We start from the raw sequence: 19570 nt of genomic DNA, 5'->3' as shown, positions 1-19570 counted from the left end.
TAATAAAAAAAGCCTCCCGGCAGCGCCGGAAGGCAAATCAATCTCAATTTAGTGTATCGGTTTTAGTTTTGCTTCTATTTCAGCTCTTCGATGCTCAAGATACGGAGGAAGAGCGATCGTTTGGCCGAGCTCATCAAGGTTTTCATCAACCATAAATCCCGGTCCATCTGTTGATAACTCGAACAAAATGCCGTTCGGCTCTCTGAAATACAGCGCCTTGAAATAGTAGCGTTCAACGATGCCGGAATTGCTATAGCCTTCCCGGCTGATGGTCTGATGCCACCCGGCAAGCTCTTCTTCATCTCTTACCCGAAACGCAACATGGTGAACACTTCCTTTTCCTTGGCGTTCGCGCGGAAGATCGTTTCTTTCTATTAAATGGATTTCTGTTGCAGCACCGCCTTCTCCAGATTCCAAAATGACGGCGGCTCCTTGTCCTTCGACTGTTTCACGGCTGATTTCTGTAAATCCGAGAATATTCATCAATACGTGTAAAGTGGGTTCAGCGTACGGTACAGTCAGCTCAACCGGCCCTAACCCGCGAAACGAAAATTCTTCCGGAATACCGCTTTGTTTAACAGGCAGGCCATATCCTTTTCCTTTCTCATCCGCAGTCAGCACAAGGCGCTGCCCTTCATGATCTCGGAATGCCAATATGTCACGTCCCGCTCTTTGGGTGACTCCGCTATGCGCCACCTGATGCTCTTCAAAACGTTCTTTCCAAAAATGCAGGGCTTCTGTGCTTGGAACACGCAAACCAATAGAAGAAATACTGTTTGTGCCCGCATGAAACGGCGCAATGCGGGGAATCTCGAAAAACGTCAGCTCAGTTCCTGGATTTGCCACTTCATCTCCGTAGAACAGATGGTACATTGTCGGTTCATCCTGGTTGACGGATTTTTTGACGAGCTTTAATCCTAATACTTTCTTATAAAAATCTAAGTTTTTTTGTGCGTCGGCCGTTAATGCCGACACGTGGTGAATGCCGTTGACTTTCATATGCTGTCCCTCCAGGTCATTTTATCTCGATTTCGAGATATTATATCATAGTTATATATTTAGTGTTCTAATAACAAGGTATTTTATTCCCATGGGAAAGTCAACATATCAGCTTCATCGGAGGTTCGTTATTTTGCTAGGTTCTTACAGCATCCTCTATGACAGTTGAAATCCGACCGAAAAACACGAACTTTATAACTTAAAAAATACATTTTTATTCGTTTATTAATTATTAAAGCAGGCGTTTCCATAGGTTTATCAGCCACATTGAAAGCAAATATCGAAAATCAGAAAATTTATTTAATTTCACTTTTCTAAAATAGGGTTTACAATATGAAAAATAGATTCTTCATCATGAAGCTTCAACATCATAGGAGGTTAAGGACATGCATACTGAAGACAACGGTTTGAAAAAAGAGATAGGCCTCTTGTTTGCCCTTACTCTTGTCATCGGAACCATTATCGGTTCAGGTGTGTTTATGAAGCCTGGCGCTGTGCTCGCTTATTCGGGTGATTCAAAGACAGCGCTATTCGCCTGGCTGTTGGGCGGTATTTTAACACTGGCGGGCGGTTTGACAATCGCGGAAATCGGAACGCAGATTCCGAAAACCGGCGGGCTCTATACGTACCTTGAAGAAGTGTACGGAGAGTTTTGGGGGTTTTTGTGCGGCTGGGTGCAGATTATCATTTACGGTCCGGCGATTATCGGCGCGCTGGGTTTATATTTTGGATCTTTAATGGCGAATCTTTTCGGCTGGGGATCTGGACTATCAAAAGGAATCGGAATTATAGCCGTTCTCTTTTTATGCATCATTAATATTATCGGTACAAAATACGGCGGCTTTGTCCAAACGCTGACAACGATCGGCAAGCTGATTCCGATTGCATGCATCATCATCTTCGGTCTTTGGAAAGGCGATCAGCACATCTTTACAGCAGTAAACGAAAGCATTTCCGATATGAATTTCGGAGCAGCCATCTTGGCTACACTGTTTGCTTACGACGGATGGATTCTTCTGGCCGCTCTCGGCGGAGAAATGAAAAATCCCGAAAAGCTGCTGCCACGCGCAATGACTGGCGGATTATTAATCGTAACAGCCATCTATATTTTCATTAATTTTGCATTGCTTCACATCCTGTCTGCGAACGAAATAGTCACACTTGGTGAAAATGCGACAAGCACTGCTGCGACCATGCTGTTCGGTTCAGTTGGCGGAAAGCTGATCAGTGTCGGGATTATTGTCAGTATCTTCGGCTGCTTAAACGGAAAGATCCTTTCTTTCCCGCGGGTGTCCTACGCGATGGCGGAACGCAAACAGCTTCCATTTGCTGAAAAACTGTCACATGTGCATCCGACGTTCCGCACACCATGGATTGCGATTACCTTCCAGATTGCTGTGTCTTTGATTATGATGCTGATCAGCAACCCTGATAAACTTTCGGAAATCTCTATTTTCATGATCTACATTTTTTATGTAATGGCCTTTTTTGCGGTGTTTATCCTCCGCAAGCGAACAAAGGGAGAAAAGCGCGCCTACAGTGTTCCGCTTTACCCATTCATGCCGATTTTGGCAATCGCGGGCTCATTCTTTGTGTTAGGAAGCACACTGATTACAGATACAATGAGCTGTGGATTATCAATCCTCACCGGCCTTGCCGGACTGCCTGTTTATTACTGGATGAAAAAACGAAAAGCTAGCTGATAAAACGGTTCCCTTGTTTTGGGAACCGTTTTTTGGTGAAACAGAAGAAAAAAGTTGACAGGAAAAACACAACTTTTGATATACTTTTTACGTTAAGCAGAAGGATTTTGCCAACTTGGGTCGTTTTTTTGTACCGAAGCAGGCCATGATAAGGAGACATGATTTACCGAAAAAGTCAAGCCGCGTTTTTTTCGACTTTTCCTGTTTTTTTTCGACAAAAGGCTATATAATAATTTGATGTGTGCATTGTCTCATTCAAACTATGGAGGGTTTTTAATGATAAGAAGAAAAAAAGATAAGTTCTCACTCCTTTTAACAGAAATCGCAAAGAATATAGACGAAACTGCCGAATATTTTGTGAACTTTAAGGTCACAAACCAAACGACGCTTAAAGAATTCGCAGATACGTTAAAGGAATATGAAACAAAAGGTGACAATCATGTTCATGTCATGATTAAAGAGCTTAACAAAGCGTTCATCACTCCTATTGAACGCGAAGATATCCTTCAGCTGACAAACAGCCTGGATGATGTGCTTGACGGAATCGAGCATTTCTCTGCCATGATGGAGATTTTTTCAATTACTTCATCAGACGAGCATATCGATAAATTCAGCGGATACATCAGAGAATGTGCGAAAGAAATTTTGATTACAATTGAGCTGCTGGCAGAAAACCGCTTAAAGGATATTCAGCCTCACGCAATCAAAATTAAAGAATATGAGCACAGCTGTGACAACCTGCACAGAAAATCATTAAAGAATCTTTTCGGAAATGAAACAGATCCGATCAAAGTGATTCAATACCGTGAAATTTACGAAACGCTTGAAGAAATTGCCGACTCTTGCCAAAGTGTTGCCAATAATCTTGAAACCATCATTATGAAAAACGCGTAACGAGGGGTAAAAATGGATATTCTATTCATATTAACGATACTAATAGTCATTTGTGCTCTGGTGTTTGATTTCATCAACGGGTTTCATGATACGGCGAACGCAATTGCCACTTCGGTATCCACAAAAGCGCTGAAACCGCGCCACGCCATTATCATGGCGGCTGTGATGAACTTTATCGGGGCAATGACATTTACAGGTGTTGCAAAAACCATTACGAAAGACATCGTGGACCCTTATACACTGGAAAATGGTTCAGTTGTCATTTTGGCTGCGCTACTCGCTGCGATTGCCTGGAACCTGATCACATGGTACTACGGCATTCCAAGCAGCTCATCTCATGCCATCATTGGAGCTATTGCCGGTGCAGCTATTGCCGCGGCTGGATTTGCTGCGTTAAATTATAAGGGCTTTATCAAAATTATTGAAGCACTGATCCTATCACCCATTATTGCCTTTGTTCTTGGTTTTATTCTTTACAGCATCGTTAAGCTGATTTTCAAAGACAGCAATTTGTCGAAAACGAACAAGCAGTTCCGCAGAGTGCAAATTGTAACAGCTGCCCTGCAATCGTACACACATGGAACAAACGATGCGCAAAAAGCAATGGGAATTATCACAATGGCTCTCATCACAGCGAATTTACATACTTCTGCTGATGTCATTCCAACCTGGGTGCAATTCGCCTGCGCGACAGCCATGGGTCTTGGAACTTCAATCGGCGGCTGGAAAATCATCAAAACCGTTGGCGGAAAGATCATGAAAATCCGTCCGGTAAACGGTGTTTCCGCTGACTTAACCGGGGCAGCCATTATTTTCGGCGCCACATTTATACATTTGCCGGTCAGCACAACCCACGTCATTTCTTCATCTATCCTTGGCGTCGGTGCGTCACACCGGGTAAAAGGCGTAAACTGGGGCACAGCTAAGCGTATGCTCGTGACATGGGTCATCACGCTTCCGATTTCAGCGACACTCGGTGCCATCGCCTACTTTATTTTAAATATGATTTTTTAATGGTACACCGCTTCTGTCAAAGGAGCGGTTTTTTTGATGGAACAGGAAAATCAGCGGGATCTCTCGAATACAATAAGCAGAACCTATTTCAGATGTGAGGGATTCATGTATGCTTTTATTCTTTCAGATCATGGTCTGGTGCACCATGGCCGGATTAGGCTTATACGTGTACGCCACGTGGCGTTTCGAAGCGAAGGTCAAAGAAAAAATGTCCGCCATCCGGAAAACATGGTACTTGCTGTTTGTTTTGGGTGCTATGATATACTGGACATATGAGCCCTCTTCCCTATTTACCGACTGGGAACGGTATCTCATTGTCGCTGTCAGTTTCGCTTTAATTGACGCTTTCATCTTCTTAAGCGCATACGTCAAAAAACTGGCCGGCAGCGAACTGGAAACCGACACAAGAGAAATCCTCGAAGAAAACAACGAAATGCTTCACATGTATCTCGATCGGCTGAAAACATACCAATACCTATTGAAAAACGAACCGATCCACGTTTATTATGGAAGTATAGATGCATATGCTGAAGGTATTGATAAGCTGCTGAAAGCCTATGCCGATAAAATGAACTTAACGGCCTCACTTTGTCACTATTCGACACAGGCCGATAAGGACCGGTTAACCGAGCATATGGACGATCCGGCAGACGTGCAGACACGGCTCGATCGAAAGGATGTTTATTACGACCAATACGGAAAAGTGGTTCTCATCCCATTTACCATCGAGACACAGAGCTACGTCATCAAGCTGACGTCTGACAGCATTGTCACAGAATTTGATTATTTGCTTTTCACATCATTAACGAGCATATATGATTTAGTTCTGCCAATTGAGGAGGAAGGTGAAGGATAATGGAACGCGCGTTTCAAAACGGATGCGAGCCCCGGGCGGCAAAACCGTCAAAGATCCTGAAAAAACGTTCAACCACCAGTGTCGCAAGCTATCAAGTCAGCCCGCATACAGCAAGAATCTTCAAAGAAAACGAACGGCTGATTGACGAGTATAAACGAAAAAAAGCATGATCACACTAAAAGGACAAGGGAAAACAGCTCTTGTCCTTATTCCTTTTCTTAAAGGGTTACATATACTAAAACAAACAGAGGATATTGTCAGGTGATACAGTGAAAAAATTGGTGAGGCGTGTAAAATTTGTTGATTACGGAAGGTTTGGCCTTTCCGGGTATTCGCTTCGGGTGCGGGAGCGCAGTGCCATGGTATTGAAGCATCTAAAAAAACGAACAAAAAAAAGCGACATTTAAACAATATGTCGCTTTTTATATTCATCATTTTTATCTGTTTGAATAATAAGCCGTGCATAAATGATTTCTAAATACTTCATCGGATGAATGATGTATTTCACTATTCGGTTAAATGCGCGCGATCCAAATAGAGACGTTATTCCTAATGCCATCGTAAAACATAACACCAATCGTGTGTCAGGGCTTTGCTCGTTTAACCAGCTGTTATGAGTAAATAGAGGGAAGACAAAAATCATATGAAATAAAAAGATCGCAAGTGAATTTTCTCCCCATTGAGTTAATTTGTTTTTGCCAGCACCCACTGCATTTAACAAAAAGAAAATGCCTAACACAGCTAAGGAATAATGAAAGAATACAATCCCAGAATAACTATGATTCTCTATTTGGAACTTTTGGTAGCCAAGAAAACCAAAAAACAGCTGATCAAATTTATCATGATGCTCATCTAAAATAATGAATACCAATACAGATACAGATAAAATGAAAAATAGTTTAAACTTTAATTTGTCTAATGAACTGTATATTTTATTCATGAAATCTTTTGAACAATAAAAACCGGCCAGGAAAAACGGGAGAAAAACAAAAGTTCTTAATACTGAAATTGTTTGCGTATGCATGTTGCTATAGTATATTTTGATAAATTCAATAATCTGATCTGCATAAAACCTAGAAATAAAGCTCAGCAGCAGCAACAAAATCAGCAATATTGCTTTAAAGACGTTTCTACCGTTTATTTTCTTGAGAATAATAGCTAACGCATACCAGCTGCCGAGACTGACAATATACCACAAATGAGTATGCGGCCTGCCGTAAGTAAATTGAATGACAGAAAAATTACCTGCGTAGTAACGGTACACACAGTAAAAGGTTTGAAAAATAACATATAAGAGGATAAGATTGATGACTTTTTTCATTGATGGCCTTTTTGAAAAATAACCATTAAGAAAAATAAAAGCAGGCATGTGGAATGAATAAATGATTTCAATCATATTTTCCAGCCCGCTTTTACTAACCCCCAGCAGATGGGCAAATACAACTAAAAATATCAATACGCCTTTAACATTATTTAATTTAATATCTTTTTGCACAGTATAACCACCCAAAATACAAATTCATCATATTCAGTATGGTTTTACTAGCAGGCATTGTCAATGTTTTCTTTTCTACAAAAGTAATAAAGCACTGATCTTTGCTTTAGTCGCCGGCCCGTAAATACCGTCGGCCGCTAAACCGTTAACAGACTGAAAACGCGCAACCGCATCAGCAGTTTTCGGTCCGTAAATGCCATCAATTCCGTTATTGGCAGCTCCTTTATTAGGGTAAAAATAGAGAGCGCCCAGTGCTCGCTGTACCTGAAAGACATGTTCGCCTGAGGTGTAAGGTGTTGTCAGTTTGATTATTCCGTCCGGGAGCGGATAGAGCTCGGGCTCTTCAGCGTACGATGGCACACTTACAATTAGCACTTGACCGACCTGAATGAGATTCGGATCTTCGATATTGTTCCACTCTTGCAGCTGGGCAACAGTCACACCGAACGCTCTCGCTATGGATGTAAGCGTATCACCCTGTTTCACGACATAGGTTTGGCTCCCGCCTCCCCCAATCCCAGCTTTAAACGTATCCCATATATTCAACAGCTGGCGCGGACATTCCTTCCCTGACCAATACTTATGAGGGACGACATTGGCGAGACTGATATGGTGCTCAGCCATTAATATTTTAATAAGCCACTGGGCATTTGCTGTTGCTTGAGCGAAATCTCCATCGGCATTTTCACAAATTTCAATCCCAATAGAAGCCCGGTTGCCGCTGCCGTTTCCGTCTCCCGCATGCCAGCCGTTTTCATTTAATGGCAGATGCTGATAAATGTCTGTATCATCAACAGTAAAATGCCAGCTAGTCGCCGTATCAGGATTTTTCAAATAGCGGGCATGTGCTTCGGCATCCGCTCCGGGTGCAGTGTTCGCTGTATTATGCACTGTAATGTAGAACGGTGTCATGAGGTAGCCTGGACGGTTATTTGCACCGACTGGAATAAAGTCTTGAATGATGTTAACCATATAATCTCTCCTTATTTCGTCAGATTATTTTCCTTTAACAAGTCACGCTGTTTTTTCCCTTTTTCTGTTACATAGTTGTTTTTAAACCAAGCGGCAACTGTTGTCCCTATTGTAAAAATGAGAGATCCGGCAGAATAAAGAGCGTCAGCAAGCTGATTGACCTGCTCTTCTTGAATGTCCAATGGTGATTTGCCAAACATCAGCATGGTTTGGTTAATGAATGCAACCAAAAGAAGCACCGTCCTGATGACCGTGCCTTTGTCGTACGTTTTCATGAAAATCCCCCTTTAATGCTGCAGCAGGTTGTACATAATGGCGATGGCTCCGCCAATGATCCCTGTGCATACTGCTGTAATGATGGCACCTGTGATGGTGCGTTTAATCCACGTTGTATTTTCATCAATTTTGTTTAATTTTTCGTTCAGCGTCATGATTTGCTGATCTTGCCGGTCTGACACGCGTTCTAATGTGGAAACCCTCTGCTCAAGCGCTTTGTGCTCACCTTTCATGTCTGTTAAATCCTGCTGGAACACATTCACATCTATCTCTTGCTGCATCACTCACTCCTCCTTTACATGCGGATCACCTCCCTTCCGAGGGCCGAAATGATTATGAAATCGCGGTTCCTTTTACCGAAAGAGATCCGCCGGTGATACTGGCGATCTCCATGATGATCTCCTTAAACCCTTTAATATCAAAGGCCCACGCCTCAGCTTTCCCTAACGTTCCCGAGGCAGAGGACGCATCATCAGATTTCACGCCTCTGATCGGAAGTTTCTGTCCTGACAACGATTTACCCCAAAATTTCACCTCACTCGTTTCCGCTGTGCCGTATACTTCAACGAGTAAATGCGCAGTATCGCCCACAGATAAGGCGGCGCCTTCGCCGGCGGACTCGGCATTTTCATGAAAGATAAAGTCAAATGTGTTGCCGGCTTTTACTTTCAGCCGTCCATCGTCTGTCTGAACCTCCGAAAAGTCAATCTGCAAAGGGACTTTTTCACTTACACGCACATCCATTTCTCCCGCCCCGACTGATTGGTAGACTGCAAATTCCAATTGCTGAAGGTTCCCGTTCACATAACGGAAGCGGTAATAGCGTTTAGAGAGGTACACCCAGTCCGTCTCCGTCAGGACACCGGCTGCGGCATTAACGGCTGCTGTCGTTGTCCAAACATTATTATTGTCGCTTTCTTCAACAAAAAGCGTGCCTTCGCGATCTGCATACACCCAGCCCTTTACTTTCGAAATCAGAACCGCGCCCAGCCTGTCTTGCCCAAGCTGACTGTATGCCTCTGTCGCCTTTAAGGCCGCGTTTGTTAAAATCTCCGCTACACCTGACAAATTGGAAACAGGTGTCACAAAATCATTTTTTCCTCCTCTATAGGGCTTTACAGCTCCGGCTTTTCCAGTCTTATCGAGAGGAAACTCATATTGATACTTCACCATTTTCATCCTCCTTTTGATCTAAAAACAGGCAAAATAAAAAAGCCTTACATGGCTTTACCGGTAATGTCTTTATACTGGTCAGGTGTAATCAGCTTTTTGTTCACACCCTCTGCCAGATCCTCAATTGAACAGTCTTGATATGCGATGGCCTGTTTCACCATCTCCGCTGTCGCCCACTCAAAATGCAAGGCAAGCACCCAATAATTCATTCAGCATGATCTCCTTTCAATGAAAGTAATGAAAGCTTAATATCTGACAGCTCGCTCCCCAATGTTTTGTTCAGTTCTTCAAGCTGCTTGCGAGCCAGCTTTTCCTGCGACAATTCCTGAGCGAGAAGTTCAACCTGATCAGGCGGCTCGTACGGCGGGTTTTTTTGTGACTCCACCCACCAAGATTCGAGCTCTTTTTGGGTTGGGATTGGGGCGCGCAGGTTCCATTCAGCTATATAAGACCCTTCCCCGTCATTTTGAACGATAAAATCTTTTGTTGGATCTGTATTGGGGTATTTATACATGATTGCTTCTGCGATCATCATTTTTCCTCCTATACTTATACTGTAGGATAGTTAAGTCCTCCAAGTTCTTGAATGTCTATATAATTGTATGCCCCATTATAACCGGATACACCTCTTCTATCATCACCATGATAGTTGCAATAGCAATAAATTTCTATATAGTCACCTTTGTTCATAGGAACGGTTACATTGCCATTTAAGCCAAGGTTCATTTCATTTTCCATATCATCAAAGTACCCTCTCCTATGGTCAACCGTTTTATACAATGATCCATTTAGATAGAGTTTCAGATGTAAATTGATGTATGCCGGTGTATTCAACATATACAGCCCAACTCCCACTAAAAACATTCCATCATTAGGAGCAACAAATCTATTATTTTTTATATCAAAAGCATTGTGACTATCTTTTATTTTGCGATTAAACTGAATTTTTGTATGAGCTGCTTTATCAAGATACTGTATACCGGTAGTTCCGATATTCGCATGAGCGAATCCAGAAATTTTATGCCAAGCTGTCCATCCGGAACCACTCCACCAGTGCCGTATCCATGTTCCAGTACTATCAAAATAACTGTTAGATTCATTTCCAGTCCCATAAAGATATTGAGTAAATCTATAATCATGATATTTCTCATTTTTTACGATTCCGTAACCTAGTGGATAACCCGTAGTATTTCCTTGACCAACATCCATTAATGTTAGCCCCCGAGGATATTCATCTCCTCCAGTTCTTGCATCTTGAATTGCATTAGAGCCTGTAAGTATGGTTAATTTTTGATTCGTATAATTTGTGTCAACATAGTTTTTAGCCTCAGCTAAGGATTTATCTGCTTTGTTCTGAGCGCTTGCCTCAGTCTCAATCTTATTCCATCCTTTAAACACGCCATCTGTATGAATCGTTGCCATCCAAAAGGTTCCGTCATAACTTCTAGATGCCAAAATTGTTTTTCGCCCCCCGCCTCCTGTTTCGATAACATCATAGTTATACCAAGATCCATCCCCTAAAACAGGATTGTTTGTTATAACACTCCCCACTGCATAATAAAAGCCAGAGGGTAGCGTTAATAAGTCAGTTCCATCTGGGATTTTAGTTCGGTAGCCCTGAGTATCAGTTAATTTATATAGTTGTGCATGATTCCATTTGTCCTTATCAGATTTTGTTACGTGGATATCTGTTTTATTGGCATGTGCATCTATTTTCTTTTGAGACCCTTCTGTAGTTTCAGATTCAATCCATGCCGTCCATGTTGCAGAATCATTTTTTCTAATTCTAAAAAAAGATTGCTCTCCCTTAAATCCGTCATAAGCTATTTGAACAAGTGTGTTTTTATAGCTCATCACAAGAAGAAAGCACCTGTTTAGGCCCGGACCGTTCAGGCCGTCGTTGTATATCAAATACATACCGGTATCGGTTAAATCATTATAATCTGTGATTTCGGTTACGCTCTTGTAGAAGACTCTTCCATCATCGTCTGATATCTTACTTAACTGCGCATTATTCCACTTTGACCTTTCAGCAGCAGTAATGTGTATCGTGTCATCATTAACATGCTGATCAAAATCCTTCTTCGCCGCCTGCTGCACGTTATCCACATTCCCCAGCCCGACTTGCGCCTTTGTTGTGTTGTGGGGGTTGTTCATGTCGTTTTTGTGGGAGGCCAGGTCTGTATGGGCTTCTTTTATGCCTTTTTCCCAGCGGTTGACGTCGTCTTCGTTGATCGGGTCGTCGGGGAGCCAGTCTGTTTTTTCTTCGTATGCCATGTTTACACCACCTCAAAAGTAAATCTGAAATCGAGTGTTCTGTTTTCGCTGACGTCCAGGTCTGTATTTCTCTCTGTGATCACATTGCCCAGCTCGTCAAAAATTTGTACCGTTTCGATATGCTTGATGTCTTCCTCACGTTTTGTCAAGACGATGACTGTCGCTCCGTCAATTGCGAGTTCTACTATTTCTGTTTTTTGTCCGTTCAGCAGCACGTGATCAATTCTGCTTTTTAGATCTGCCGCTGTACGTTCTCTGTACATGGTTGAAATCAAGTTAAGACCACCTCATTGTTGTTAAGGGTGACAGAATAACCGACCTTCAGCTCACTGGCTGTTCGGTATCTGCGGTGATTCAGGATGACTGTATCTTTGATTTGAAGCGTTTCGTTCAACCCGCCTCTGAGCGTATACGCCAAATGAGCGGGCTTCATGTTTTCTATGGCTTCGATCAGCTCATTCATGTGCTGAAGGTCATCAACATTGATATCCACGTTAAATCGGTATTCACCGGGCAGCAGGTGGACCTGCGCAGACGGTTTTTTCAGGAAACGATTGACTGCCTGCTCAATGGCCTTGTAGGTAATTGGCGGGATGTTCGACATTTTTGAGATCAGCCGCAATCGTCTGATTTCATCGGTGTCACCCGATTCCCGCGGCACGTTTAAAATCTTTTCCCAGCGGCTGAGCCCCCATGTCGCTGTCGGCACGAATAACTGATCCGTCAGATCAAAAATGCTGTTATTCTGTTGATCAAACTCAGGCGCTTCCGCTTTCAGCAGCTCGGCCATTTCTTTCAGGCTGGTAAGAAACGGCGGCAGATACGCTGTCATGTCATCTTGTTTGCTCAATGATCTTCACCTGCCCAAGCTTAGGAATTTCCACGTCGCTCAGTACCAGATTTTCTGAGGTGCCATTGATTTTAATGTTGGAATAATCACTGACTGACGGTGAATTATAGACGATATTGTTAATTTGAGAAAGGCGGATGACGTTGTCTTCGAACGCCATTTTCTTAAAGAGGTTTAAAACGCCCTCTTTAATTTCCGACTTTACTTCATCAATTGAGTGATTGATCTCCGGCAGCACTTCGGCCGAAATCTCAACATCCTTCCAGACCGCGCTTTCCACTGTGACATAGGCTCCAATTGGCGCCTGCCCTTCACCCTGTCCCGGTTCAGGGTCGATATAATCTTTCACTTTTTGAATCAAGATATCGGAAGCCGGCTCGAGATTCACATTCGTAACGACAATTTTGACCGTGCCGTCTCCCTTCCAAAGCGGAAAGATCTTTGCTTTCCCAATACCATCCACTTCTTCAGCCCACTCTTTATAGTGCATTTTGTTAGCGCTGACAGCCTCGCGCCGAACCCTTGTAAAATACCGTTCTCTTAAGCTGTCGTCTCCTTCTTCCTCTCGCCCCGGGATCAGGATTTCTTTAACAATGGCTGTCTCTAATCCGGGAATGGTATCCAGCGAAAGTAAATGGCGTCCGGTCAGATTGGCGTTTCCCGCTTCACCAGGTGTTTCACAGATGAGCGTCCCATCTGCTGTATACTGAAAATAAAGATTATCCACATAGAAGCGGGAGCCCGCAGGAATGGTAACTCCCGACGTAAACTCTCCCGCTCTGACCGCCTTTGTCGCGGCTGTCCGTTCAATGCCGGCTTCCGCTGCGCGCCGGTCTAAAAATTCGCCTTGGGCGGTATCAGAAAAGACCAGCTCAAGCACGGTGTCCAGCCATATATATGACTTCGCAAGCTCGGCTGCCGCCGGTGCTAACGCATTATAAATAACGCTGCCTTCTCTTGTGTCAATATCTGCGGAAATGCTGTTGAGCATGCGTTCCATAATCTCTTCAAAGGTCTGCTCCTCAAACATCTTGACCAATCACCTCCTCAATCTCAAGCGCCCCTTCATCTGTCTCCACTACAAAGGATACATGAAACGCATCACCTTGTTTTTCTATCTCAAAGTCTGTTACGGCGGAAATCCGGTCGTCATAAATCAGTGCTTCTTCTATCAGCCTCGGAATCTCCATTTTTTTATAGGCATCAGTCGTCTCATGATCTGTCAGCACGTCCTGAAGCTCATTTCCGACATTATGGCTGTATACGGAATACGCATATCGTTCTGTTTGTAAGGCAATATACACGAACTGTCTGATCGCTTCAAGCCCGGTAATCAGCTCATTTGTAATTCTTCCGTTTTCAAAATCTATTTTGTATGTTTGCGAGGTTTCAATGACGTCACTTTCATCCTCAAAATCCTCAAAGTCCACTTCTGGTGTCAGGGCCATGATGCCCACTCCTTTTTGACAAGCTAAATAAAAAACCCCTTCGTGCTGAAGCGGTTTGTCTATACTTTATCTAAAATAAAAAACGATTGACCGCCAGTCAGAGCCGCAGTCATGACGCGATCCCCCGGCTCGAGTGCATCGTCTCCTCCGGACTTCATCCGTTTTGGGATGATGAGGGCGTCTGCCGGTATGATCAGTTTGCTGTTTTCTTTTAATTTGATTTCAACAGGAGAAACCGAAACCACCTCAGCCGGGAGCAGCTCCACCGGAGACTCAGCGTCAACTGCGCCGACGGCCAAATGTTTAATAACCTCACTCAATCTCATCAGGAAACTCCTTCCGGCATGGTGTTCTTTTCGACAACATCAATGGTCATCGTATGTTTCGTTCCTTTAAACTCGTGCCGGTCCGTATCTACCCAATAGGTCTTCTTGATCCCGGCCTCTGGAATGGAAATATAGACAGGCAAGCCGCTCTGCACTTCTGGAATGCCGACTGCCTGAATATTTTTCAGTTCTTTTTTGACGCCCTTTTTTTCAGCAAGGCGCACATCTGCCCGCTGCTGAAGCTGAGCTTGGTTGATATCATCTGTGACCGTCTCCGTATACTGAAGCACGCCGTATTTGTTTAAGCCTGAACTGTCCTTGGCAGACGCTTTATACGTCTTCTTGTCTTTCTGCCGGCGGAGCACAACCCGTGTTGCAGTGTCGTTTATGGAAGTGCTGTATTGGTAACCCGTGATATTGACGCCCGTTTCCAACACCCATACCTCTGACGGATCTGGCCAAGCACGCAGACCGAGCTTTCCTTTTTCTGAATACAGCTGATAATGTCGTCCTGTCTGGCTTTTCGTCTGTTTCAACGCTTTTAAGATGATGTCATATAAGGTCGTATCATTTTTTATGACAAGGCTTTTGATCGTATGGCCTGTGTTCGCAATCGAGGTTGTCGGTATTTGAAAATCATTGGCGATCCGCCTGATCATCTGGTCGGCCCGCTGATTGGAAAACACGTACACATCTTGGTTTTTAACCAAGTATTGGAGCATATCATACGCACTGAAGGCAAGCGTATGCTCGTCCGGTGTTCTTGCAAAAACAATGCCGCGAAAAAGCTCTTTTCCCTTCCACTTAAACAAGACCGTATCTCCCTCAGTAACGCTGTAATACGTCTGGTCGCCCTGTTTGATGACGATGGTTGCTTCTATGGAGCGAGGCGCCTGATAACGGTGGCCTTCAAGCGATACGCTTTCTGCCACTAGCTCAAGCCACTCTGTGTCTTTAATGACAAACAGTTCTATCATCACACATCACCTGTTTCATTGCGGTATCTTTAATTTTTGGCCGGGAAAAACCCAGTGCCCCGGCTGCCTGATGTTCCGTTTGCTCCGTTTGATCATTGCTGTTTTATTAGCGTTCCAAATTTTGCGCCATTGCGTGCTGTTCCCGTAAAACCTGCCGGCAATGTCCCACAGCGTATCTCCCTTTTTCACGGTGTAGGTTTTTGGAGACGCCTTCGACGGGCGCTTTGCCTTTGTTTTTTTCTTCTGTTTGATTTTTCGGGGGGAAGCGGTTTTGTATTCTTTTAATTGAATATCAAACGAACGATCTCCGATATCCTGCTGGCCTTCGCTATAGGAAAAACCTTCAATACTGCAGGTCAAATTCACTTTAGTTCCCGTAATCAAAAACTGGACCGGTTTTTTGGCCTTCATCCATTTTTCAATTTTTGTTATCGCGTTTTCCGGCGACGGGAAGTTTTGATATTCAGCTATCGGGCTGTATTTCTTCGGAAAAAACGAAGAGAACGAAATGTCTTTCGCTCCCTGTTCGTCAATAAATGTAAGGTCACCGAACTTCGCTACTTTAACCGTATCATTCTGAACCGCATTTGAAATATTTAGCTGGTCGGGAAGAATGGGGAGCCGCAGCTTATCCTTCCCTTGTGAAATCCAAAATTCATATACGGATTTAGTCAAATGCAACGACTCCCTTCGTTCCAATATTGATATCTTTTTGCAGTTCGTCTGTAAGCGCCTGCTTGATTTTCGCTGCAAGGGTTTCGGCGTCTTGTCCATTATGGAAGTGCTGGTCACCGTTAAATTGAATATAAATCTCTTTTGATCCGGAAACCGCTGCGGTTGGCCGGCTAGATGAAGTTACAGCTGAAACTTGTCCTGAAGAAAGTTCAGACTGCTGGGATTGAGACGGATCTGTCACTTCCATACCCAGAGCTTGCGCCGCTTTCTGCAGAAGATAACGGCCGCGGATGCCCCGCTCCTCCGGAATGATCCATTCACGTTTATTTCCTTCACCCACACGAGCAATTTGTTCTTTTGTGATCAGCCCGCCGTTTGCATAACCGACATAGGGACCGCCATGATTCAAGCTTTTTATGCCTGGCACGTTATTGATAGAACCGTATCTGCTTTTGATATAGCCGATCGCAGCAGCTGCATTGTGAATCGGGTTTTTAATGTTACCCATGCCCGGTGCTTTATGATCGTTAAAGGTGCTCGGTATTGTCTGCATAAGCCCTTGTGACGGGTGCCCCGCTTTTGCGTTGCTGTCCCATAGGTTGATTGCGTTGGGGTTGCCGCCTGACTCATTCTGGGCAATTGTCATGAGTCCAGGAAGCCAGCTCATCGGTGTCTTTGTGGCCATGAGAGCCGCCATAACCCACTGTTTCACATTCCCGCTCATCGCACCCATTCCTGAATAAGCAGCAGCCAGTGATCCAGCTTGTTTTTCAGCATATTTTTTTACATCTACTGAGCCAAGGCCTTTGACAACACCAATTGAAGCAAAACGCCCCAAACTCATCATGACGCGGGAAGGTGAATGGATATCCAGCTCTTCGCGAAATGCCTTCTCAACTTTTTTCGCGAGCTCCTTGGCGGCTTCATGGACTTCACTTGCCTTTGAAGTCATGCCTGAAACAAAATTCCCGATCATTCCGGTTCCCCAGCCGTTTGATGAATCTTTAGACCGTAAAAACGGCTTATTCACATGAGTATTTACATACTGATCAGTACCGGTCTGGGAACTATTTTGTCCGGAAGCAAACCCTTTGATCGTACCGGTTCCCCATGAAGAGGATTTATTCACAGTGTTCTGGAATGGTGTTTTGACTTTCGTCTGCAGGAAGCCATCTGTTCCGGTTGCTGTACTGTTTTGACCCTTGGAATACCCGCTCACCAATTGTTTTCCGTAATTTGGTGAAGAAGAAATCATTTGCGTAAATGGCGTATTGATGTTTTTCTTTTTCCAGTCTTCAATATTGACCGGCTCTTTGCTGATGCCTTTGCCAAGGCCTTCTGAAAATTGCTGTCCGAGTGTGGACGCTTGGCCTGTAAGATTTGCAGTGTCCATTGATGGAGAAGCTGACCCTGATAACGGACTGGCAGCTGCTCCTCCTGAAACAGATACTGGACCTCCAGAAGACGAAGCGGCTCCCATGTCGTCTACGACTTGCATACCTAGCTTAGACGCCGCTTGTGAAAGAAGCATTTTGCCACGGCCTCGATTGTTATCAACCGGGATAACGAATTCTTTGCCGGCTTCACCAATCCAAGAGATAGTTGGTTTAGTGATGTAACCGCCTGTGGCATTTTTATCCGCTTTATATCCAAAGTCTTTATGTGCCTTTTCTCGCCCTTTTTGAAAAGATTCAGTATTTTCTTTAACCCAAGATGTAACTCCGCTACCGACTTTTTTTGCAGTTGCTACTGCTTTACCGCCTGCAGATTTGATCGCATCCCATGAATCTCCTAATATATTTTTTCCCCACTCTTTTACTGAACCCCATTTTTTAGACCACCAGTCTTTATTAAATAGGCTGTCTTCAAGTGTGGATTTAAACTTTTTAAATAGCGACTTTGTATTTTCCCATTTTTCTTTTGTCCAGCCTTTGACACCTTCCCATTTACCGGACCACCAGTCTTTATTGAAGACTGTGTCTTTTACTTTTGACTTAATTGATTCCCAGACAGAAACAGCTCCATCCCACTTCTCTTGGGCCCAACCCTTTACGCCTTCCCACTTACCAGACCACCAGTCTTTATTAAAGACTGTATCTTTCACTTTTGATTTAACAGAATTCCATACGGAAGAGGCTTCATCCCACTTCTCCTGTGTCCAGCCTTTTACGGATTCCCATTTTCCGCCCCACCAATCACTGTTAAAAAGTGTGGATTCCAGGGCGCCGTATGCATAACCAGCTTTCTCTGCCCACCAATTTGAATCAAAGAAAGTAGTTGAAGCTGTAGTTTTTATATTATTCCAAGTCTCATCGAGTCCTCCGAGCGTGTTTCCTGCAGATGTTTTTACACCTGTCCATTTCTCGCTCCACCAGTCTCCGTTAAAGAGTGTATTTGTTATATCCTCTTTCATTTGAGAAACATCAAACATTTTACCTAAAGAGCCGCCAGCTTTTTCGCCGCCAAATGCACCTGCAGCTCCTCCAATTACACCGCCGATCCCACCGCCGACTACAGTACCAATACCTGGAACGAATGATCCAATAGCAGCTCCTGCGGTTGCTCCGACTTCAGCTCCTGCTGTCATTCCGGCAAGCCCCCCGGTAAACTTTCCGACTTTCTCACCCGCATTATCCTTATTCATTCCGAGCAGATCGGTTGCTTGCAGTGCTGCTCCTAGTACCGGAACACGTTTTGCAAATTTCCCCAGACCTTTTAAAGGTGTTAAAACTTTCCCCCATTTTGATGAGTCGGTGGCAATGGACCTCATGCTTCCGAGCCAGTTTCTGAACTTAGAACCAGAATTTCTTCCGCTTGTGGCGTTTTCTCCTGATGCACCACCCTGACGTCTTCGTAATACCTCGCCTGGAACTCTCAGTGTTCGTCCTGAAGTCCTTGCACTTGTCGGGCTTTTTCTTTTTTTATATCTTTTGTTGGCTTTTCTTCCAGAGCTATTACCTCCGCACCCACAGCAGCAGCAACAGCATCTCCGCCCGGTGTTGCGTTTATCAACTTTATCATTACTCTGCGTATTCCCAGGCGCATTGTTTGGGGTATTTGCTTCATTATCATTTTTTTTAAACCCAGGAATTTTTTCAAATAACCAATCAAGAATCTTATCTATCACTTTATCTTTAAAAGCTGTTCCGAAGTCTTCTAACAGTTGCATAAACCAATTCTTTTTTTCTTCAGGTTTCTTTTCGTTGATCTTATCAGCAGCTAATTTTTCTTTAGCTATTATTTTAACTGTATATGTTTTTTCAAAATCTCTTAAAAGGGCTGTAATTCGATTAACAGTTTTTGTTATTTCATCAATCACTTTTAATTTAACTGAATACCCTTTTTTAAGGTTCTTTTGTAAATATCCCAATATTCGTTTTGTAGCTGGGGTGATTTGATCATTGACGAAAAGACCGACTGAAAACTGATTTCCGCTCAACATTTTTCTTATTTTTTTATAAGCATCTGTTACATGTTCAATTAGACTTACAGTAATGTCTCTTTCTTTCGGGAGCCGTTTCAGCTTATGCTCAATAACATCAATTCCGGCAGTAGCCTGATCATCAAGAACCACTTTAACTTCAAGTGATTTTGCGAATTTCAAAATAATATAGTCATTGATCTTTCTCAATCTG

At 43.6% G+C, this 19570-nt stretch carries 23 protein-coding genes; 6 read left to right on the top strand and 17 right to left on the bottom strand.

The window, feature by feature from the left end; genetic code table 11:
- Positions 1-48 precede the first annotated feature (48 nt).
- Positions 49-999 carry a ring-cleaving dioxygenase gene (locus ABZM97_RS07105; protein WP_367387352.1) on the bottom strand — a complete coding sequence of 317 codons (951 nt, stop codon included), beginning with the start codon at positions 997-999 and terminating at the stop codon, positions 49-51.
- Between the two features lie 386 nt (positions 1000-1385).
- Here ABZM97_RS07105 and steT point away from each other — a divergent pair, with 386 nt between their 5' ends.
- From steT to spoIISC, 6 genes are all read left to right on the top strand, one after another.
- Positions 1386-2702 (top strand): serine/threonine exchanger, encoded by a 1317-nt coding sequence (steT, locus tag ABZM97_RS07100; protein ID WP_202328561.1) that lies wholly within the window; start codon positions 1386-1388, stop codon positions 2700-2702.
- A gap of 276 nt (positions 2703-2978) precedes the next feature.
- Positions 2979-3596, top strand: coding sequence for a DUF47 domain-containing protein (locus ABZM97_RS07095; protein WP_003218470.1), 618 nt, complete (start codon positions 2979-2981; stop codon positions 3594-3596).
- A 12-nt stretch (positions 3597-3608) separates the two neighbouring features.
- Positions 3609-4610 carry an inorganic phosphate transporter gene (locus tag ABZM97_RS07090; RefSeq protein WP_087990912.1) on the top strand — a complete coding sequence of 334 codons (1002 nt, stop codon included), beginning with the start codon at positions 3609-3611 and terminating at the stop codon, positions 4608-4610.
- A gap of 109 nt (positions 4611-4719) precedes the next feature.
- Entirely contained in the window at positions 4720-5466 is a 747-nt protein-coding gene (gene spoIISA, locus ABZM97_RS07085; protein ID WP_367387351.1) for a toxin-antitoxin-antitoxin system toxin SpoIISA, read from the top strand.
- Positions 5466-5636 (top strand): three component toxin-antitoxin-antitoxin system antitoxin SpoIISB, encoded by a 171-nt coding sequence (gene spoIISB / locus ABZM97_RS07080; protein ID WP_010330434.1) that lies wholly within the window; start codon positions 5466-5468, stop codon positions 5634-5636. Before spoIISA ends, spoIISB begins: the two co-directional genes overlap by 1 nt.
- Before the next feature lie 84 nt (positions 5637-5720).
- Entirely contained in the window at positions 5721-5873 is a 153-nt protein-coding gene (spoIISC, locus tag ABZM97_RS07075) for a three component toxin-antitoxin-antitoxin system antitoxin SpoIISC (RefSeq protein ID WP_138140496.1), read from the top strand.
- Here spoIISC and ABZM97_RS07070 read toward each other — a convergent pair.
- The 16 genes from ABZM97_RS07070 to ABZM97_RS06995 form a co-directional block, all read right to left on the bottom strand.
- Positions 5870-6961, bottom strand: a complete 1092-nt coding sequence (locus ABZM97_RS07070) for an acyltransferase family protein (RefSeq protein WP_367387350.1) — start codon at positions 6959-6961, stop codon at positions 5870-5872. The two genes, spoIISC and ABZM97_RS07070, sit on opposite strands and share 4 nt — an antisense overlap.
- Before the next feature lie 75 nt (positions 6962-7036).
- Positions 7037-7933 carry an N-acetylmuramoyl-L-alanine amidase gene (locus tag ABZM97_RS07065; protein WP_367387349.1) on the bottom strand — a complete coding sequence of 299 codons (897 nt, stop codon included), beginning with the start codon at positions 7931-7933 and terminating at the stop codon, positions 7037-7039.
- 11 nt (positions 7934-7944) lie between these two features.
- Complete coding sequence (locus tag ABZM97_RS07060; RefSeq protein WP_333517806.1) at positions 7945-8208, bottom strand: phage holin; 264 nt, start codon at positions 8206-8208, stop codon at positions 7945-7947.
- A gap of 12 nt (positions 8209-8220) precedes the next feature.
- Positions 8221-8490, bottom strand: coding sequence for a hemolysin XhlA family protein (locus ABZM97_RS07055; RefSeq protein ID WP_367387348.1), 270 nt, complete (start codon positions 8488-8490; stop codon positions 8221-8223).
- A 52-nt stretch (positions 8491-8542) separates the two neighbouring features.
- Positions 8543-9382, bottom strand: coding sequence for a phage portal protein (locus tag ABZM97_RS07050; protein WP_367387347.1), 840 nt, complete (start codon positions 9380-9382; stop codon positions 8543-8545).
- A 44-nt stretch (positions 9383-9426) separates the two neighbouring features.
- On the bottom strand, positions 9427-9591 hold the full coding sequence (locus ABZM97_RS07045; protein ID WP_039073675.1) for an XkdX family protein: 165 nt from the start codon (positions 9589-9591) through the stop codon (positions 9427-9429).
- Positions 9588-9917, bottom strand: coding sequence for an XkdW family protein (locus ABZM97_RS07040; protein ID WP_367387346.1), 330 nt, complete (start codon positions 9915-9917; stop codon positions 9588-9590). The genes ABZM97_RS07045 and ABZM97_RS07040 overlap by 4 nt, the downstream gene beginning before the upstream one ends.
- A 14-nt stretch (positions 9918-9931) precedes the next feature.
- A complete protein-coding gene (locus ABZM97_RS07035; protein ID WP_367387345.1) occupies positions 9932-11659 on the bottom strand; it encodes a pyocin knob domain-containing protein in 1728 nt (575 codons plus the stop codon).
- Between the two features lie 2 nt (positions 11660-11661).
- Entirely contained in the window at positions 11662-11934 is a 273-nt protein-coding gene (locus ABZM97_RS07030; protein ID WP_367387344.1) for a hypothetical protein, read from the bottom strand.
- Positions 11931-12509, bottom strand: coding sequence for a YmfQ family protein (locus ABZM97_RS07025; protein ID WP_367387343.1), 579 nt, complete (start codon positions 12507-12509; stop codon positions 11931-11933). Before ABZM97_RS07025 ends, ABZM97_RS07030 begins: the two co-directional genes overlap by 4 nt.
- Positions 12493-13539, bottom strand: coding sequence for a baseplate J/gp47 family protein (locus ABZM97_RS07020; protein WP_367387342.1), 1047 nt, complete (start codon positions 13537-13539; stop codon positions 12493-12495). The genes ABZM97_RS07025 and ABZM97_RS07020 overlap by 17 nt, the downstream gene beginning before the upstream one ends.
- Positions 13532-13957, bottom strand: coding sequence for a DUF2634 domain-containing protein (locus tag ABZM97_RS07015; RefSeq protein WP_367387341.1), 426 nt, complete (start codon positions 13955-13957; stop codon positions 13532-13534). The genes ABZM97_RS07020 and ABZM97_RS07015 overlap by 8 nt, the downstream gene beginning before the upstream one ends.
- 59 nt (positions 13958-14016) lie before the next feature.
- Positions 14017-14283: a DUF2577 family protein gene (locus ABZM97_RS07010; RefSeq protein WP_367387340.1), complete on the bottom strand. Its 267-nt coding sequence runs from the start codon at positions 14281-14283 to the stop codon at positions 14017-14019.
- Positions 14283-15260: a phage portal protein gene (locus ABZM97_RS07005; protein WP_367387339.1), complete on the bottom strand. Its 978-nt coding sequence runs from the start codon at positions 15258-15260 to the stop codon at positions 14283-14285. Before ABZM97_RS07005 ends, ABZM97_RS07010 begins: the two co-directional genes overlap by 1 nt.
- A gap of 15 nt (positions 15261-15275) precedes the next feature.
- Positions 15276-15935, bottom strand: a complete 660-nt coding sequence (locus ABZM97_RS07000) for a LysM peptidoglycan-binding domain-containing protein (protein ID WP_367387338.1) — start codon at positions 15933-15935, stop codon at positions 15276-15278.
- Entirely contained in the window at positions 15928-19539 is a 3612-nt protein-coding gene (locus ABZM97_RS06995) for a transglycosylase SLT domain-containing protein (protein ID WP_367387489.1), read from the bottom strand. Before ABZM97_RS06995 ends, ABZM97_RS07000 begins: the two co-directional genes overlap by 8 nt.
- Positions 19540-19570: the final 31 nt, after the last annotated feature.

Source organism: Bacillus vallismortis (genome assembly GCF_040784915.1).
GTDB lineage: Bacteria > Bacillota > Bacilli > Bacillales > Bacillaceae > Bacillus > Bacillus subtilis_G.
This window is presented reverse-complemented; position numbering and strand designations above follow the sequence as displayed.

What these genes read in the sequence shown, in the direction of transcription:
- ABZM97_RS07065 (WP_367387349.1), bottom strand. Translation starts at nt 7,933, where the DNA reads ATGGTTAACATCATTCAAGACTTTATTCCAGTCGGTGCAAATAACCGT.
- ABZM97_RS07050 (WP_367387347.1), bottom strand. Translation starts at nt 9,382, where the DNA reads ATGGTGAAGTATCAATATGAGTTTCCTCTCGATAAGACTGGAAAAGCC.
- ABZM97_RS07090 (WP_087990912.1), top strand. Translation starts at nt 3,609, where the DNA reads ATGGATATTCTATTCATATTAACGATACTAATAGTCATTTGTGCTCTG.
- ABZM97_RS07010 (WP_367387340.1), bottom strand. Translation starts at nt 14,283, where the DNA reads ATGAGATTGAGTGAGGTTATTAAACATTTGGCCGTCGGCGCAGTTGAC.
- spoIISB (WP_010330434.1), top strand. Translation starts at nt 5,466, where the DNA reads ATGGAACGCGCGTTTCAAAACGGATGCGAGCCCCGGGCGGCAAAACCG.
- ABZM97_RS07095 (WP_003218470.1), top strand. Translation starts at nt 2,979, where the DNA reads ATGATAAGAAGAAAAAAAGATAAGTTCTCACTCCTTTTAACAGAAATC.
- ABZM97_RS07015 (WP_367387341.1), bottom strand. Translation starts at nt 13,957, where the DNA reads ATGGCCCTGACACCAGAAGTGGACTTTGAGGATTTTGAGGATGAAAGT.
- ABZM97_RS07020 (WP_367387342.1), bottom strand. Translation starts at nt 13,539, where the DNA reads ATGTTTGAGGAGCAGACCTTTGAAGAGATTATGGAACGCATGCTCAAC.
- spoIISA (WP_367387351.1), top strand. Translation starts at nt 4,720, where the DNA reads ATGCTTTTATTCTTTCAGATCATGGTCTGGTGCACCATGGCCGGATTA.
- ABZM97_RS07040 (WP_367387346.1), bottom strand. Translation starts at nt 9,917, where the DNA reads ATGATGATCGCAGAAGCAATCATGTATAAATACCCCAATACAGATCCA.
- ABZM97_RS07045 (WP_039073675.1), bottom strand. Translation starts at nt 9,591, where the DNA reads ATGAATTATTGGGTGCTTGCCTTGCATTTTGAGTGGGCGACAGCGGAG.
- steT (WP_202328561.1), top strand. Translation starts at nt 1,386, where the DNA reads ATGCATACTGAAGACAACGGTTTGAAAAAAGAGATAGGCCTCTTGTTT.
- ABZM97_RS07055 (WP_367387348.1), bottom strand. Translation starts at nt 8,490, where the DNA reads ATGCAGCAAGAGATAGATGTGAATGTGTTCCAGCAGGATTTAACAGAC.
- ABZM97_RS07005 (WP_367387339.1), bottom strand. Translation starts at nt 15,260, where the DNA reads ATGATAGAACTGTTTGTCATTAAAGACACAGAGTGGCTTGAGCTAGTG.
- ABZM97_RS07060 (WP_333517806.1), bottom strand. Translation starts at nt 8,208, where the DNA reads ATGAAAACGTACGACAAAGGCACGGTCATCAGGACGGTGCTTCTTTTG.
- ABZM97_RS07105 (WP_367387352.1), bottom strand. Translation starts at nt 999, where the DNA reads ATGAAAGTCAACGGCATTCACCACGTGTCGGCATTAACGGCCGACGCA.
- ABZM97_RS07035 (WP_367387345.1), bottom strand. Translation starts at nt 11,659, where the DNA reads ATGGCATACGAAGAAAAAACAGACTGGCTCCCCGACGACCCGATCAAC.